This is a genomic window from Pseudoxanthomonas sp. UTMC 1351 (assembly GCF_040948865.1).
GTDB lineage: Bacteria > Pseudomonadota > Gammaproteobacteria > Xanthomonadales > Xanthomonadaceae > Pseudoxanthomonas_A.
The window spans coordinates 1-12,461 of sequence record NZ_JAVGJT010000011.1; the positions used below are offsets into that span (position 1 = coordinate 1).

14 protein-coding genes and 1 pseudogene are annotated in these 12,461 nt (G+C 67.6%); all 15 read right to left on the minus strand.

Annotated elements, in window-relative coordinates:
- Positions 1-144 precede the first annotated feature (144 nt).
- Positions 145-285: pseudogene (locus AB6O04_RS08800) on the minus strand (IS110 family transposase); the annotation flags it as partial.
- Positions 286-605: 320 nt separating this feature from the next.
- Positions 606-1,262, minus strand: a complete 657-nt coding sequence (msrA, locus tag AB6O04_RS08805; protein ID WP_368563482.1) for a peptide-methionine (S)-S-oxide reductase MsrA — start codon at positions 1,260-1,262, stop codon at positions 606-608.
- Positions 1,263-1,264: 2 nt separating this feature from the next.
- On the minus strand, positions 1,265-1,810 hold the full coding sequence (msrB, locus tag AB6O04_RS08810; RefSeq protein ID WP_368563483.1) for a peptide-methionine (R)-S-oxide reductase MsrB: 546 nt from the start codon (positions 1,808-1,810) through the stop codon (positions 1,265-1,267).
- A gap of 174 nt (positions 1,811-1,984) precedes the next feature.
- A complete protein-coding gene (locus tag AB6O04_RS08815; RefSeq protein WP_368563484.1) occupies positions 1,985-2,395 on the minus strand; it encodes a hypothetical protein in 411 nt (136 codons plus the stop codon).
- 14 nt (positions 2,396-2,409) lie between these two features.
- The gene (locus AB6O04_RS08820) at positions 2,410-2,952 is read right to left on the minus strand and encodes an arsenate reductase ArsC (protein ID WP_368563485.1); all 543 of its coding nucleotides are present in this window, start codon (positions 2,950-2,952) and stop codon (positions 2,410-2,412) included.
- Positions 2,949-3,905 carry an arsenosugar biosynthesis radical SAM (seleno)protein ArsS gene (gene arsS / locus AB6O04_RS08825; protein WP_368563486.1) on the minus strand — a complete coding sequence of 319 codons (957 nt, stop codon included), beginning with the start codon at positions 3,903-3,905 and terminating at the stop codon, positions 2,949-2,951. Before arsS ends, AB6O04_RS08820 begins: the two co-directional genes overlap by 4 nt.
- A gap of 6 nt (positions 3,906-3,911) precedes the next feature.
- Positions 3,912-4,736 (minus strand): sterol desaturase family protein, encoded by an 825-nt coding sequence (locus tag AB6O04_RS08830; RefSeq protein ID WP_368563487.1) that lies wholly within the window; start codon positions 4,734-4,736, stop codon positions 3,912-3,914.
- Complete coding sequence (locus tag AB6O04_RS08835; protein WP_368563488.1) at positions 4,733-5,437, minus strand: DUF2064 domain-containing protein; 705 nt, start codon at positions 5,435-5,437, stop codon at positions 4,733-4,735. Before AB6O04_RS08835 ends, AB6O04_RS08830 begins: the two co-directional genes overlap by 4 nt.
- Positions 5,434-6,105 carry a glycosyltransferase gene (locus AB6O04_RS08840; RefSeq protein WP_368563489.1) on the minus strand — a complete coding sequence of 224 codons (672 nt, stop codon included), beginning with the start codon at positions 6,103-6,105 and terminating at the stop codon, positions 5,434-5,436. Before AB6O04_RS08840 ends, AB6O04_RS08835 begins: the two co-directional genes overlap by 4 nt.
- A gap of 5 nt (positions 6,106-6,110) precedes the next feature.
- Positions 6,111-7,154, minus strand: a complete 1,044-nt coding sequence (locus AB6O04_RS08845) for a methyltransferase domain-containing protein (RefSeq protein ID WP_368563490.1) — start codon at positions 7,152-7,154, stop codon at positions 6,111-6,113.
- Between the two features lie 16 nt (positions 7,155-7,170).
- A complete protein-coding gene (locus tag AB6O04_RS08850) occupies positions 7,171-8,265 on the minus strand; it encodes an anion permease (protein WP_368563491.1) in 1,095 nt (364 codons plus the stop codon).
- Positions 8,266-8,269: 4 nt separating this feature from the next.
- Positions 8,270-10,411, minus strand: coding sequence for an FAD-dependent oxidoreductase (locus AB6O04_RS08855; RefSeq protein ID WP_368563492.1), 2,142 nt, complete (start codon positions 10,409-10,411; stop codon positions 8,270-8,272).
- A gap of 156 nt (positions 10,412-10,567) precedes the next feature.
- On the minus strand, positions 10,568-11,230 hold the full coding sequence (locus tag AB6O04_RS08860; RefSeq protein WP_368563493.1) for an NrsF family protein: 663 nt from the start codon (positions 11,228-11,230) through the stop codon (positions 10,568-10,570).
- Positions 11,223-11,843, minus strand: coding sequence for an RNA polymerase sigma factor (locus tag AB6O04_RS08865; protein ID WP_368563494.1), 621 nt, complete (start codon positions 11,841-11,843; stop codon positions 11,223-11,225). Before AB6O04_RS08865 ends, AB6O04_RS08860 begins: the two co-directional genes overlap by 8 nt.
- An 86-nt stretch (positions 11,844-11,929) precedes the next feature.
- On the minus strand, positions 11,930-12,460 hold the full coding sequence (locus AB6O04_RS08870; RefSeq protein ID WP_368563495.1) for a DoxX family protein: 531 nt from the start codon (positions 12,458-12,460) through the stop codon (positions 11,930-11,932).
- Between the last annotated feature and the right edge of the window lies 1 nt (position 12,461).

Below are 12,461 nucleotides of genomic sequence, written 5' to 3' on the forward strand. Positions count from 1 at the left end.
GCGCCTACACTCGGCGCTGGGATACCGCTCGCCGGCCGAATACGAACGCCAATGCATCTAACCCACCGGTGTCCACTTTTGCGTAGGAACTCCCAGCCGCTTCGCGGCTCGGCTTAACTCAGCAACTGTCTTGTAATCCGCTCTTCAAGCGGCCCCAGTCGCTTCCGCTTGCAACTCGTCTCGTCGCCGTGCGTTGATAATCGTCAGCAGCTTACGCATGCAGGCGACCAGCGCCACTTTTGCTAGCTTTCCGCGGGCTCGCAGTTGCTGATAGTGCGCTTTCATCAACGTCGATCTAGTTGCCCGTTATCGCGACGAGCGGCTGACAACCCTCAGCCAGCGAATAGCCAAGAGCACCGGCAAGGCTGCAACGTTAAGGCCAGCCACCGTCCGGCTGGAACTCGCCCTGTTGGGGGGCTCGATTCGCGCTGCGTACAAAGAGTACGAGCCGGGTGTGGTGCAGTCGTAGTTGCGCACGTCATTCCGGCGAATGCCGGAATCCATGTTTTGACGTGGACGGCTCAGCTTCAAGGTCAAAAATGGAACCAAGCTTCACCGGCCGCGCCGTTCGCTTCGCAGTCGCTGCGGTGACGGCCGAATACTCCCTAGTGACCAGCCGCTCCCCAGAGCTGTTCGAGGCGTTGGTCGCGGCCGCAGTTGTAGCGGTAGAACTTGTAGCGGACCGGATTGCGGCGATAGTAGTCCTGATGGTAATCCTCGGCCGGATAGAACTCCGACGCTGGAACGATCTGCGCCGCGATCGGCTGCTTGAAGCGGCCGGAAGCTTCCAGCTTGCGCTTGCTCGCTTCCGCCAGCCGTTGCTGTTCGGCGCCGAGAGTGAAGATCGCGCTGCGGTACTGGTCGCCGACGTCGCAGAACTGGCGATCGACCGCGAGTGGATCGATATTGCGCCAGAAAACCTCCAACAGCTTCGAGTAACTGACCAATGCCGGGTCGTAGCGCACCAGCACCGCCTCGGCATGGCCGGTGCGGCCGGCCGATACCTGCTCATAAGTGGGATTGGCGACGTGGCCACCGACATAGCCCGACGTGGTCGACTTCACCCCGGGCAGCTTGTCGAACGGCGGTTCCATGCACCAGAAGCAGCCGCCGGCGAAGATCGCGACGGCGGTCTTCGCAGCCGGTTGCGCAGCGGGCGATCGTGCAGTGGTCTGAGCGGTGGCGCCGATCATCATGGCAAGCATCAGCAGGCCAGCGATCATGACGACCGCGCCGGATATGCGATGTCGAAAGATTTTCATGGTCAGCTCCTCAAGGCGGGTAGCGGCTGACCCTTCGGCACGAACGCGAGCGCCACGCCGTTGTTGCACCAGCGCTCGCCGCGCGGCGGTGGACCGTCGTCGAAGACATGGCCCTGGTGCCCGCCGCAGCGCGCGCAGTGGTATTCGGTGCGCGGCAGGATCAGCTTGAAATCCTTCTTGGTGCCGATATGGCCCGCGATCGGCTGGGTGAAGCTGGGCCATCCGGTGCCGCTGTCGAACTTGTGTGCGCTGTCGAACAGCGGCAAGTGGCAGGCGGCGCAGACGAAGGTGCCGTCGCGCTTTTCCTTGTCCAGCGGGCTGCTGAAGGACGGCTCGGTGTCCTCCTCGAACAGCACGCGGTAGGCGGCCGGGCTGACCTGGTCCCGCCAGGCTGCGGCGGGCCTGTTCAAGCGGACGATCTTCGACGACGCAGTCTTCGCGCCGGCCGGGGCTGCGGCCGCGCCGGTGTCGGACGCGCGCGAGCAGGCGGACAGCCACGGCAGTGCGATCATCGTGGTGAGGGTTTGCAATGCATTGCGGCGGTTCATGAGGAGACTCCAACGACAAAGAGATGCGGATTTGTAGGAGCGCCTCTCAGGCGCGACGCCTTTTGCGTACGTCAGGGCTCGGTCGCGCCTGAGAGGCGCTCCTACAGAAGCCTGGGGAATGAAGGTCGCGCACCCAACCGGGCGACGACACACAGGCTTCGACGGTGACGCCCATTACCGCTTGCCGATCACCCACAGGCGGTCCTGATCGCGCAACAGGAACAGGGCCAGGCATGCCGCCAGCATTGGCCACGCGGCGAAGAACAGGATGTTCGGACCCTCGTACGGCGCCAAGTACTGGCGCCAGGACACGAAGGTGGTTGCCGCGTGCAGCAACAGCACCGCACCGTAGGTCCAGGTGCGGGCGATGCCAGCCAGGAACGCCAGCACCAGTAGCAGCTGCGCGACGCCGAGGCCGACGACGATGCCTTCGCCGATGCCGGGCACGCCGTAGAAGCCGGCAAACACGCTGCTGGAATGCTCCGGGCGCACGAACTTGTCCACGACCCAGATCAGCATCACCGCGGCCACGCTCACGCGTAGCGCGAGCAGCGAGATTTCGAGCTTTCGGGTTGGTGAAGACATCGGGTTTCTCCTGGTCAAGTAACGGGTTCGAGCGCAGCCGCCCGGGTGTCCTGCGCGATCGCGGCCAGCGCGTTGCCGAGCGACGCGGCGTCCATCGCATCCAGCGGCAGCACGAGCAGGCGCTGGATGCGATCGGCGATCAGGTCGGCGGTGCGACGGAAGGCGAGAGCGGTTTCCTGCGCGCCGCCGCGGGTGGAAGAGGGATCCGGGCAGCCCCAGTGCGTCGGCACCGGCGTTCCCGGCCAGACCGGGCAGATCTCGTGCGCCGCGTTGTCGCAGACGGTGATGACCAGGTCCATGGGCACGGCATCGGGTCCGGTGAACTCCTCCCAGGACTTGCTACGCAGACCGTCGATGCGGCAGCCGAGCCGGTCCAGGGTGGCCAGCGCGTGCGGATTTACCGTGCCCGAGGGCTGGCTGCCGGCGCTGTAGCCCTGCAGGCGTCCTTGCCCCAGGTGCGTGGCCAGCGCTTCGGCCAGGATGCTGCGCGCCGAGTTGTGCGTGCACAGGAACAGCACGCGGCGGACGGGGTTCGACATCGGCATGGTCGTGCTCATGTGAGTGCGCCTCCGCAGCTGGACCCTTGCCCCGCGGTGCAGCCGTAGCAATGCCCGCCGACGGCGATCCGGCGCGGCACGTCGTGGTCGAGCAGGTCACGCAGGTGGGTCGGTCGGTCGCGCCCGGCCAGCGGCAGCTTGAACATCTGGTTGAAGTCGCAGTCGTAGAGCTGGCCGTCGTAGCCGACGCTGAGGGTCGAGCGGCACATGACCGAAGTGAGGTTCTCGTCGCGATGCGCATTGCGCAGCGTGGCCATGTAGCTCTGGAAGTGGCCCTTGGACAGCAACCAGGAACCGAAGCGCTGGATCGGCATGTTCGCCAGCGCGTACAGGCGGTTGAAGACGATGCCGAAGTTCTCACCCAGCAGGCGGTGATAGGTCTGCTCCAACGCCTCCTGGTTCGGCGGCAGGAACGCGCCGTTGGGGTTGTAGACCAGGTTGAGCCGCAACGGGCTGCCAACGTGGCCGTAACCGAGCGCGTTGAGTTGCTGCAGCGCGCGGATCGAGTTTTCGAACACGCCGTCGCCGCGTTGCTCGTCGACGTTGTCCTGGCTGTAGCAGGGCAGCGACGCGACGATCTCGACTTCATGGCGGGCGAGGAAGCCGCCGACCCACTCGTAGCCGGGCTCTTCCATGATGGTCGGGTTGAGCCGGTCCATCACGTGCAGGCGCGCGGACTTCGCCTGCTCGACCAACCAGCGGAACTGCGGGTTCATTTCCGGCGAGCCGCCGGTGAGGTCGAGGTTCCGCACCTGCAGGCGTTCGGCCACGGTGAGCGCCAGCTGCATCGTGGCCTGGTCCATCGCTTCGGTCCGGCGCGGGCCCGCGTTGACGTGGCAATGGATGCAACTCAGGTTGCAGCGATAGCCGAGGTTGAGCTGCAGCGTGGTGATCGCGCCGCGCTCGATCTCGGGGAAGTCGCTGTCTTTCAGCAGGGGCCAGGTGTCGTGCATGGACGTCTATTGCCGGTTGGCGGGAAGGAGGGGGTCGTCGGCGAGCGGTTGCCGCAGCAGCGCGATCAGCGTCTGCTCCTGCGCGGCGCGGAACCCGGGGAGGCCGATCTGCATGCCGCGGTGGCCGTCGCGCGGTTGCTCGATGCGCGAGCGGAACAGCTGGTCCCACAGCGAGAGGAAGTTGCCGTAGTTGCTGTCGGTTTCGTCCCGGTGCACCGAGTGGTGCACGCGGTGCCAGTCCGGCGTCACCAGCACGCGCCGGAGCTGTCGATCCCAGGCATGCGGAATGGCGACGTCGGCGTGGGTCAGCAGCGCGAACGCGGCGAGCAGCATCTCGTACACCGCCACCGCCGCGAGTGACGGGCCGAGCGCGGCGATGACGGCGAACTTGTACAACATCGACAGCACGATTTCCGCCGGGTGGAAGCGCAGGCCCAGCGTCACTTCGAACTGCAGGTCGCTGTGGTGGACGCGATGGATCCGCCACAGCTGCGGCACCACATGGAACCAGCGGTGCTGCCAGTAGATCGCCAGGTCGAGGACCACGATCGCGACCGCGAACTCCAGCACTGCGGGCATATCGACCATGGCCAGCAGGCCGACGCCGCGGGTCGTCATCTGCCAGGCGAACGCGACCGCGGTGAGCGGCAGGATCAGGGTGACGAGCAGCGTCGACACCGCCGCCAGGCCGAGGTTGCGCCAGCGTCGCCCGCGCGCCGGCGCTTCGCCGCGCGTGGGCCACGCGCGCTGGCACAGCAGCAGCACCAGCAGCAGGGCGGCGACGACCAGCAGCCGGGTGGGGCCGGCGTGCGCGAGCCACCAGGCGTTCATGCGCCCGCCTCCGCGATGTCGGCCAGCGCTTCGAATTGCCCCATCAGGCGCAGCTGCGCCTGCGTCGGTGCGGCGAGTGCCGCCAGGCCGGCGCGCACGTGGGGGATGTCGTCCGCCGTGTCCAGGTCGCGCAGCGTTTCCAGTTCGAGCCAGGCGCCGGATCCGTGCATGACGTGCATGAACTGCGCCGCGGTGTCCGGCGCGCTGTAGCGCACGCGGGTCCACGCGGCGTCCTCCAGCGATGCGTTGCCACCGAACAGCCAGAAGCCGCCATCTTCGGCGCGGCCGATCACCATCCGGGATTCGCTGCCGGACAGCCAGTCCGCCGCCCGCTGCAGTGCCTGCGCGGTGAGTTGTGGCGCATCGGCGCCGATCAGGATCGCCGCGTGATGCTGTCGGCGCACCTGCCGGTAGACCTGCGCCATGCGCTCGCCCAAAGAACCATCGCCTTGTGGCAGCTGCGGCAGGTCAATCCATGCATCGGCAGGCAGCGCAACGTCTTCCGCCACGGCCCAGTACGGCTCGATCCCGCCGTGGTCGCGCGCCTGCATCGCCACCGAGGCCACGGCTTGTGCCGACGACAGGTACAGCGCCTCTGCATTGCGACGTCCGATCCCCGGCCACAGCCGGGTCTTCACCGGCGACAGCGACGGTGTCTTGACAAAGATGATGACGCCGCAGCTCATGACAGCGCAGCTCATGACGGCTGCCCCTGGCGGGAGAAGCGCCGCGCCTGCTCCGCGGTCGCGCGCACGTGCTCGCACGTCGTGGCCCACCAGCCGCGCTGCGCGTACTTGCGCGCACTGGTGTAGACCGGCGCGCGCAGCGCGCGCAGCGGAATGTCGAGCGCACGCGCCGCCCAGATCGCGGCGTGATCCTCGCCCGCGCCGAGGTTCTCGTCGAAGCCGCCGATGGCGTCGTACACGCGGCGCGGCATCAGCAGGCCCTGGTCGCCGAACGGCAATCCCAGCAGGCGGCTGCGCACATGCGCCCCCAACGTGTTAAGGAACATCAGGCGCGGGCCGTCGTGCAGGAAGCGCAGGTCGAAGTAGCCGATCGCGGTCGCGTCGGCTTCGACGAAGCGATGCAGGGCATCGAGGGTCGAAGCCACGATCCGGGAGTCGGCATGCAGGAACCACAGCCAGTCCGCGTCGGTCCGGGACGCGCCGGCGTTGAGTTGCCGCGCCCGTCCCGCGATAGACCGGACCACGGTGACGTTCGCAGGAGGCTGGTCCACGGCATCGTCTTCGAATTGCGCCAGCACGAGCACGACCTCGCGCACCCGCACATCGGCTAGCTGCGGCAGCAACGCTTCCCAGGCGCGATCGCCGGGGCCGGCAGGGATGACGATGGCGAAACTCGGGCTCATGGCCTTCAGCAGCAGGCGCCGGCGGATGCCGCCGCGGTCGTGGGGCCGGTACCGCAGTCGAACAGGCCGAAATGAACGCGCTTGTCGCCGAGTAGGTCGAAGTGCGCCGCGAAGCGCGACTGCGCGAGCATGTCGAAGGTGTTGCCGCAGACCCGCATCGGGTTGCCGGTCTCGAAGCGATGGTGGTCGTCGAGCACGAACGCATGCGGCAGGCCGGCGATGCTGCCGCGATAGGTGGCCATCTGGCCGTAGTCCTCGCAGCGATCCTCCAGCGGCAGGCGGAACGCGCGCATCGTCATCGAGCGGAATCCGACCATGCCGATCCGGGCCTCGATCTGCGGATCGAGCAGCGGAATCGGCGACTGGCTGACGCCGCGTGCGTCGGCGTAACCCAGGCGTTCGAGCATGCGGCGGAAGTCCTCGATGTACAGCGCCCCGGCCAGGCATTCGCCCAGCAGGACCGGGTCGGTGCGCAGCGCGTCGGGGATGCGGCGGTCGGCGAATACGTCGGAGAAATACAGCTCACCGCCGGGCTTGAGCACACGGAAGATCTCCGCGAACACCTGTTCCTTCTCGGGCGACAGGTTGAGCACGCAGTTGGACACGACCACGTCGACGCTGGCATCGGCGATGCCGCAGGCCGCGAGCCGTTCGATGTAGCCCTCGACGAAGCGCACGTTGGACTGCGCATGGCCATAGCGCCGCGCGTGCCAATCCTGGTGGCGGGTGGCGACCTGCAATTGTTCGGGCGTCATGTCGACGCCGATGACGCTACCGGACTCGCCTACGAGGCGCGACAGCAGGTAGACGTCGCGCCCGGTGCCGCAGCCCAGGTCGAGCACGGTCCTGCCTTCCAGCGCCGGCGGCAACGGCGAGCCGCAGCCGTAGAAGCGATCTTTCACTTCCGGGTGCACATCCTCGAGCAGTGTGCGCAGCGCCGGCGGCATGGCCTCGGCCGGGCAGCAGGCGCCTGTGCGCAGGTCGCGCGTGGACTGGAGCACGTCGCCGTAGTAGTGGCGGACATCGTCGTGGGTGGTGTGCAGGTTCATTGGAGTCACCAGGAAATCAACGCAGAAGGAGTCCGAGACCGAAGGCGAGGGCGCTCGCGAGCGGCAACGTGATGCACCAGGCCAGCAGGATCCGGCGGATCACATTGGCGTGGCCGCTGCCGTTGCCTGCGGCAATGCCGAACAGCGCGCCGGTGCTCACGTGCGTGGTCGACACAGGCAGGCCGAAGCGCGATGCGCCGATGACCAGGGCGGTCGTGACCAGGTTGCCGCCGAGACCTTCGCCGGCATCCATCCTGGTCACCTTGTGCGCGAGGGTTTCCGACACCCGGCGCGATGCCAGCAGGCCGCCCAGCGCCATGGCCGTCACCACCGTGAGCGAAGCCGTGCCGACACCCAGGCCGCCGCCGCCCGCGACCATCAGCGCCGCGATCTTCGGCGTGTCGTTCAATCCGCGCGCGAAGCTGACCGCGGCCGCGCTGCCCAGGTGCGCGCGGTCCAGCCACAGGCGAACCGGAAGCGAGGCGACCCTCCGGCCGGGCTCCGGCGCGCATGCCGTAGCGCCCGCAGTAGCGTAGACAATCGTGGTGCGTGCGGCGGCCAGCGCCGGGCCGTCGGCCACCATCTCGACATCGGAGCACACGCAGGGATCGCTTTGCGCCGGTCGCGCACGCAGGCGTCGCACCGCCGGCACCAGTACCAGCGCCAGCAGCAAGGCCAGCAGCGGCGAAACCAGCAGCGGCAGCAGCATCGCCTTCGTGGCCACTGCCAAACCGACCTGTTGCGGCACCACGGCGAAACCGGCGCCCAGCAGGCCGCCGAGCAGGGCGTGGGTGGTGGAGACGGGCATGCCGGTCCACGTCGCCAGCCACACGGTCATCGCCGCGCCGCCCGCGACCGCAAGCAGGAACGGGAGCGAAGCGGTGATCTCCTGCGGCACGATGTCCCTGCCGCTGAACGCCACCAGCAGGCCATTGGCCACGTAGATCGACGCCACGCCGCCGACCGCGGTGGCGACTGTGGCGAATGCGATGGCGCCGCGATGACCCACGAGCCCTGAGCCGACGAGGGTGGCCGCGCCCTTGATGTTGTCGTTCGCGCCGTTCGCGGCGGCGAGTAGCAAGGTGAACAGTACGAGCAGGATCAGCGACATGCGATCAGCCCCGTCGCCAGGTGAAATAACGCGCTGCGTACTGCAGCAGGCCCTGCGGCGCGTTCGCACGCTTCCACGCGCCGGCGGCGTACTTGTTGGCCTCGCTGAGCGTGGGATAGATGTGGATCGTGCCGAGCAGTTTGTTGAGGCCGAGGCCGTGCTTCATCGCCAGCACGAACTCAGCGAGCAGGTCGCCGGCGTGCTCGCCGACGATGGTCACGCCGAGGATGCGGTCCTTGCCCGGCGGCGTGAGCACCTTGACGAAGCCGTGGTCCGCCGAATCGGCGATCGCGCGGTCGAGGTCGTCCAATCCGTATTTGGTCACTTCCACCGCGATGCCCCGCGCCTTGGCCTCGTCTTCCGACAGGCCGACGCGTGCCACTTCGGGATCGGTGAAGGTCGCCCACGGGATCACCCGGTAATCGGCCTTGAAGCGCCACAGCGGCGCCAGCAACGCGTTGATCGAGGCGTACCACGCCTGGTGCGCGCAGACGTGGGTGAACTGGTAAGGGCCGGTGACATCCCCGGCCACCAGGATGTTGGGGAAGCTGGTCTGCAGGAACGGGTCGGCTTCGACCGTGCCATTCTTCCTGATTTCCACGCCCAGTTCCTGCAGGCCGAAGCCTTCCACGTTCGCCTTGCGGCCCAGCGCCAGCAGCAGGCGATCGAAGGGCAGGGCGACTTCATCGCCATCTTTCTCGCAGACCAGGCGGTCGCCGTCGCCATCACGTTCGACCCGCAGCGCCTTGCAGCCGGTCATCACCCGGACGCCTTCGGCGCGGAAGCGCGACTCGACCTCGGCCGCCGCATCGGCGTCCTCGCGCGGCAGCAGGCGCGGCGCCATTTCCACATGGGTCACTTCGCTGCCGAGACGCGCGAACGCCTGGCTCAGTTCGCAGCCGATCGGGCCGCCGCCGAGCACGAGCAGGCGCTTGGGCAACGTCCGCAGCTCCCACAGGTTCTCCGAAGTGAGGTACGCGACGCTGTCGAGACCGGGGATGCTGGGTACCAGCGGCCGCGCGCCCGTGGCGATGATCATGTTTCGTGCGCTCAGGCGCTTGCCGCCGACTTCGACTTCCCACGGCGACACGATCCGGGCCTCACCGGTGACGACCTCGACGCCGAGCTTCGTGTAGCGCTCCACCGAGTCGTGCGGCTCGATCTTGCGGATGACGCCGTGCACACGCGCCATGACCTGGGCGAAGTCCACCTGGGCGTCGACCCGGCCGATGCCGTAGCGCTCGGCGTTGCGCGCATCGGCCATCAGCCGCGCGCTGCGCAACAGCGCCTTCGACGGCACGCAGCCGGTGTTGAGGCAGTCGCCGCCCATGCGGTCGCGCTCGATCAGCGCCACTTTGGCGCGCGCCGTCGCGGCGATGTAGGCCGACACCAGCCCGGCCGAGCCGGCGCCGATGACGATCAGGTTGTAGTCGAAGCGGCGCGGGCGCTTGTGCCCGCGGTACACGCGCCGCGCCGCCAGCCAACGCGTGAACCCGCGCATGATCAGCGGCAAAAAGCCCAGCAGCGCGAACGCGCCGATCAGTCCCGGCGACAGGATGTCGGCCGGCTCGCGGATGCGCGCGAGCTGGGTGCCGGCATACACGTAGGCGATCGTGCCGGGCAGCATCCCGACCTGGCTGACCCAGTAGAAGGTGCGCGTCTTCAGCGCGGTCAGCCCCGCCAGCAGGTTGATCACGAAGAACGGGAACACCGGCACCAGGCGCAGGGTGAACAGGTAGTAGGCACCGTTGCGCGCGATGCCATCGTCGAAGGTGCGCAGGCGTTCGCCGTACTTTTCGCGCAGCGCATCGCGGAACACGAAGCGCGAGGCGAGGAAAGCGAGCGTCGCGCCGATCGAACTGGCGAACGACGCCAGCAGCGTGCCTTCGAGCAGGCCGAACAACGCGCCACCGGCGAGCGTGAGCACCGCGGCGCCCGGCAGCGACAGCCCGGTGACCACGACATACGACGCAAGGAATCCGCCGGCCGCGAGCCATGGATGCGCCGCCGTCCAAGCCTGCAGCGCGTCTTGCCGCGCCTTGAACGCTTCGAGGCTGAGTTCGCCCAGCAGCCCGCTACGCCACAGTGCCAGGGCGGCAACGACCAGCACGATGGCGAGGATCAGGCGGGTTCTGGAGCGTGACATGCGTTTCCTTCGGAGGAAGTGGACGGATTCTCGTGATTCCACCAAGCGCTGGAATCCGTTCCGATGTGGCGATTTCAAGAACAAGGTCGGTGTGGACTCCAGCGTTTGCTGGAGTGACGACTCACCCGGCCTTCCTCGGGCAGCGGACAAAGAAGCTCAGCGCCGCGCATGCCCGATCCACGAGAACAGCGGACGGCCGAACAGCAGGCACAGCAGCGACAAGATCGCCACTGCGCCCAGATGCCAGACCAGCACCATCAGTGCGCTCTCTTGGCCGTGAATGAGGGTGACGCCTGCGGCCGACAGCGCAGCGGCGCTCAGCGCCGCCAGCATCGCGGTCGCCCTCGGCCGCACCACCCCGGCATGGCGCACCATCAGCAGCAGCACCAGGCCCAGCGGCACGCCGGTCATGGTGATCGCCAGGGCGCAATGCCAGCTGGTGAACTGGAAGAGGAAGGCGTCGCTGCCGATGCGGGCGAGATCGCGCAGGCAGCCCCAGCCCAGCCCGCTGAGCCACAACAGCAAGGTCGGCACCGGCAGCCATGCCCATGCCGGCGAACGGCCAGGCACGCTGATCTGGAACACGGCATAGGCGGCGAGAATCCCGGTCAGCACGCTGGCGATCCATTCGATCAGCGCTGGCGCGGCGGCGAGCTCGGCGGCCAGGCCCGGACGCAGGCCGATGGCTGCGGCGATCAGCGCGACGATCGCGGTCGCCATCGCGATCCACAACGCCGTGCGCCGCATCGGCGACGCGAGCGGCCGCACCGGTCTGGCCCGCGATGCCAGCTGTTCGATGAGGGTATTGGTATCAGTCATGGTCTTGCCCCTTGCTGCCGAGGGCCTGCTTCAACGTCTTCAGTGCCCGATGGCAAGCCACTTTCAATGAACCCACGCTCTGCCGGCTCTGCGCCGAGGCCTCGCTCAACGACATCTCGCCCAGATGCAGGAGCCGGATCGCTTCCTGCTGCTTCGGCGACAGGCCGGCGACCGCCTCGTGCACGCTCTGGGCGTCGTGCAGGCGCGCGGTGGTTTCATCCGGCGTTGGCGAGGTTTCCTGGAAGTGTTCCAGGTCGTCGTCCGTGGTGAACTCGTGCGCGGAGCGGCGCGAACGACGCCGCAGCAGGTCGATGCAGCGGCGTGCCGCGATCGTGCTCAGCCAGGGCTTGAACGGACGCCCGCGTTCGTAGGTGTGGCGGATGTCGTGCACGACCAGCAGGATCTCCTGCACGGCATCTTCGGCGTCATCGCAGCGGCCGAGATAGCGCTGGGCAATGGCGCGCAGATAGGGCGTGATCCCGACCAGCAGCGCGTGGTACGCATCGCGGTCGCCATCCTGCGCACTCACCATCCATGCACCCCAGAGTTCACCGCTGTCCCGCGGCTGTCCGGGAGAACTCGCGGATGCAGCCGATGCGCTGCGCAGAGGCATGGGGATCGCCTGCTCCGGTCTCGGGAAGGGAAGGATGTTGACCATGATGCGATGGTCCGATGCGATAACCAAGCCGACATCCGAGCCTAGGCGCGCGCGCGCCGCGCGACCAGGTGGTCGAGCGACACCACGCCGGGGCCCTTGGCCATGAGGTAGAGCATCAGTGCCGCCCACAGCCCGTGCGTCGCGAACGCGCTGGGATAGACGAAGACCTGGATCACCAGGGTCATCACCAGCAGCGCGAATGCCGAGAACCTGCTCGCCAAGCCAACCAGCAACAGCAACGGCAGCACGTGTTCGGCGATCGCGGCCATCGGCGCGGCAAGCTCGGGCGGGATGAGGGGCAATGCGTACTCGCTGCGGAACAGCTCCAGCGCGCTGTCGGAAATCCGTGGCCATCCGAACTCGACGGTTGCGTTGATCGGATCCAGTACCAGCCCTTCGATCTTGGTCTGGCCGGACATCCAGAACGTCATCGCCACCGAAAACCGCGCCAGCAAGGCGATCGTGCTGTGGGGGATGCGGCTGAAGATAGCGATCGTGTGGTCCACGATCCTGACGGCGCCCGCGAAGAGAGATGCATGCGAGCCGCGGGAGGTGGCGAGAAGGGTGGTCATG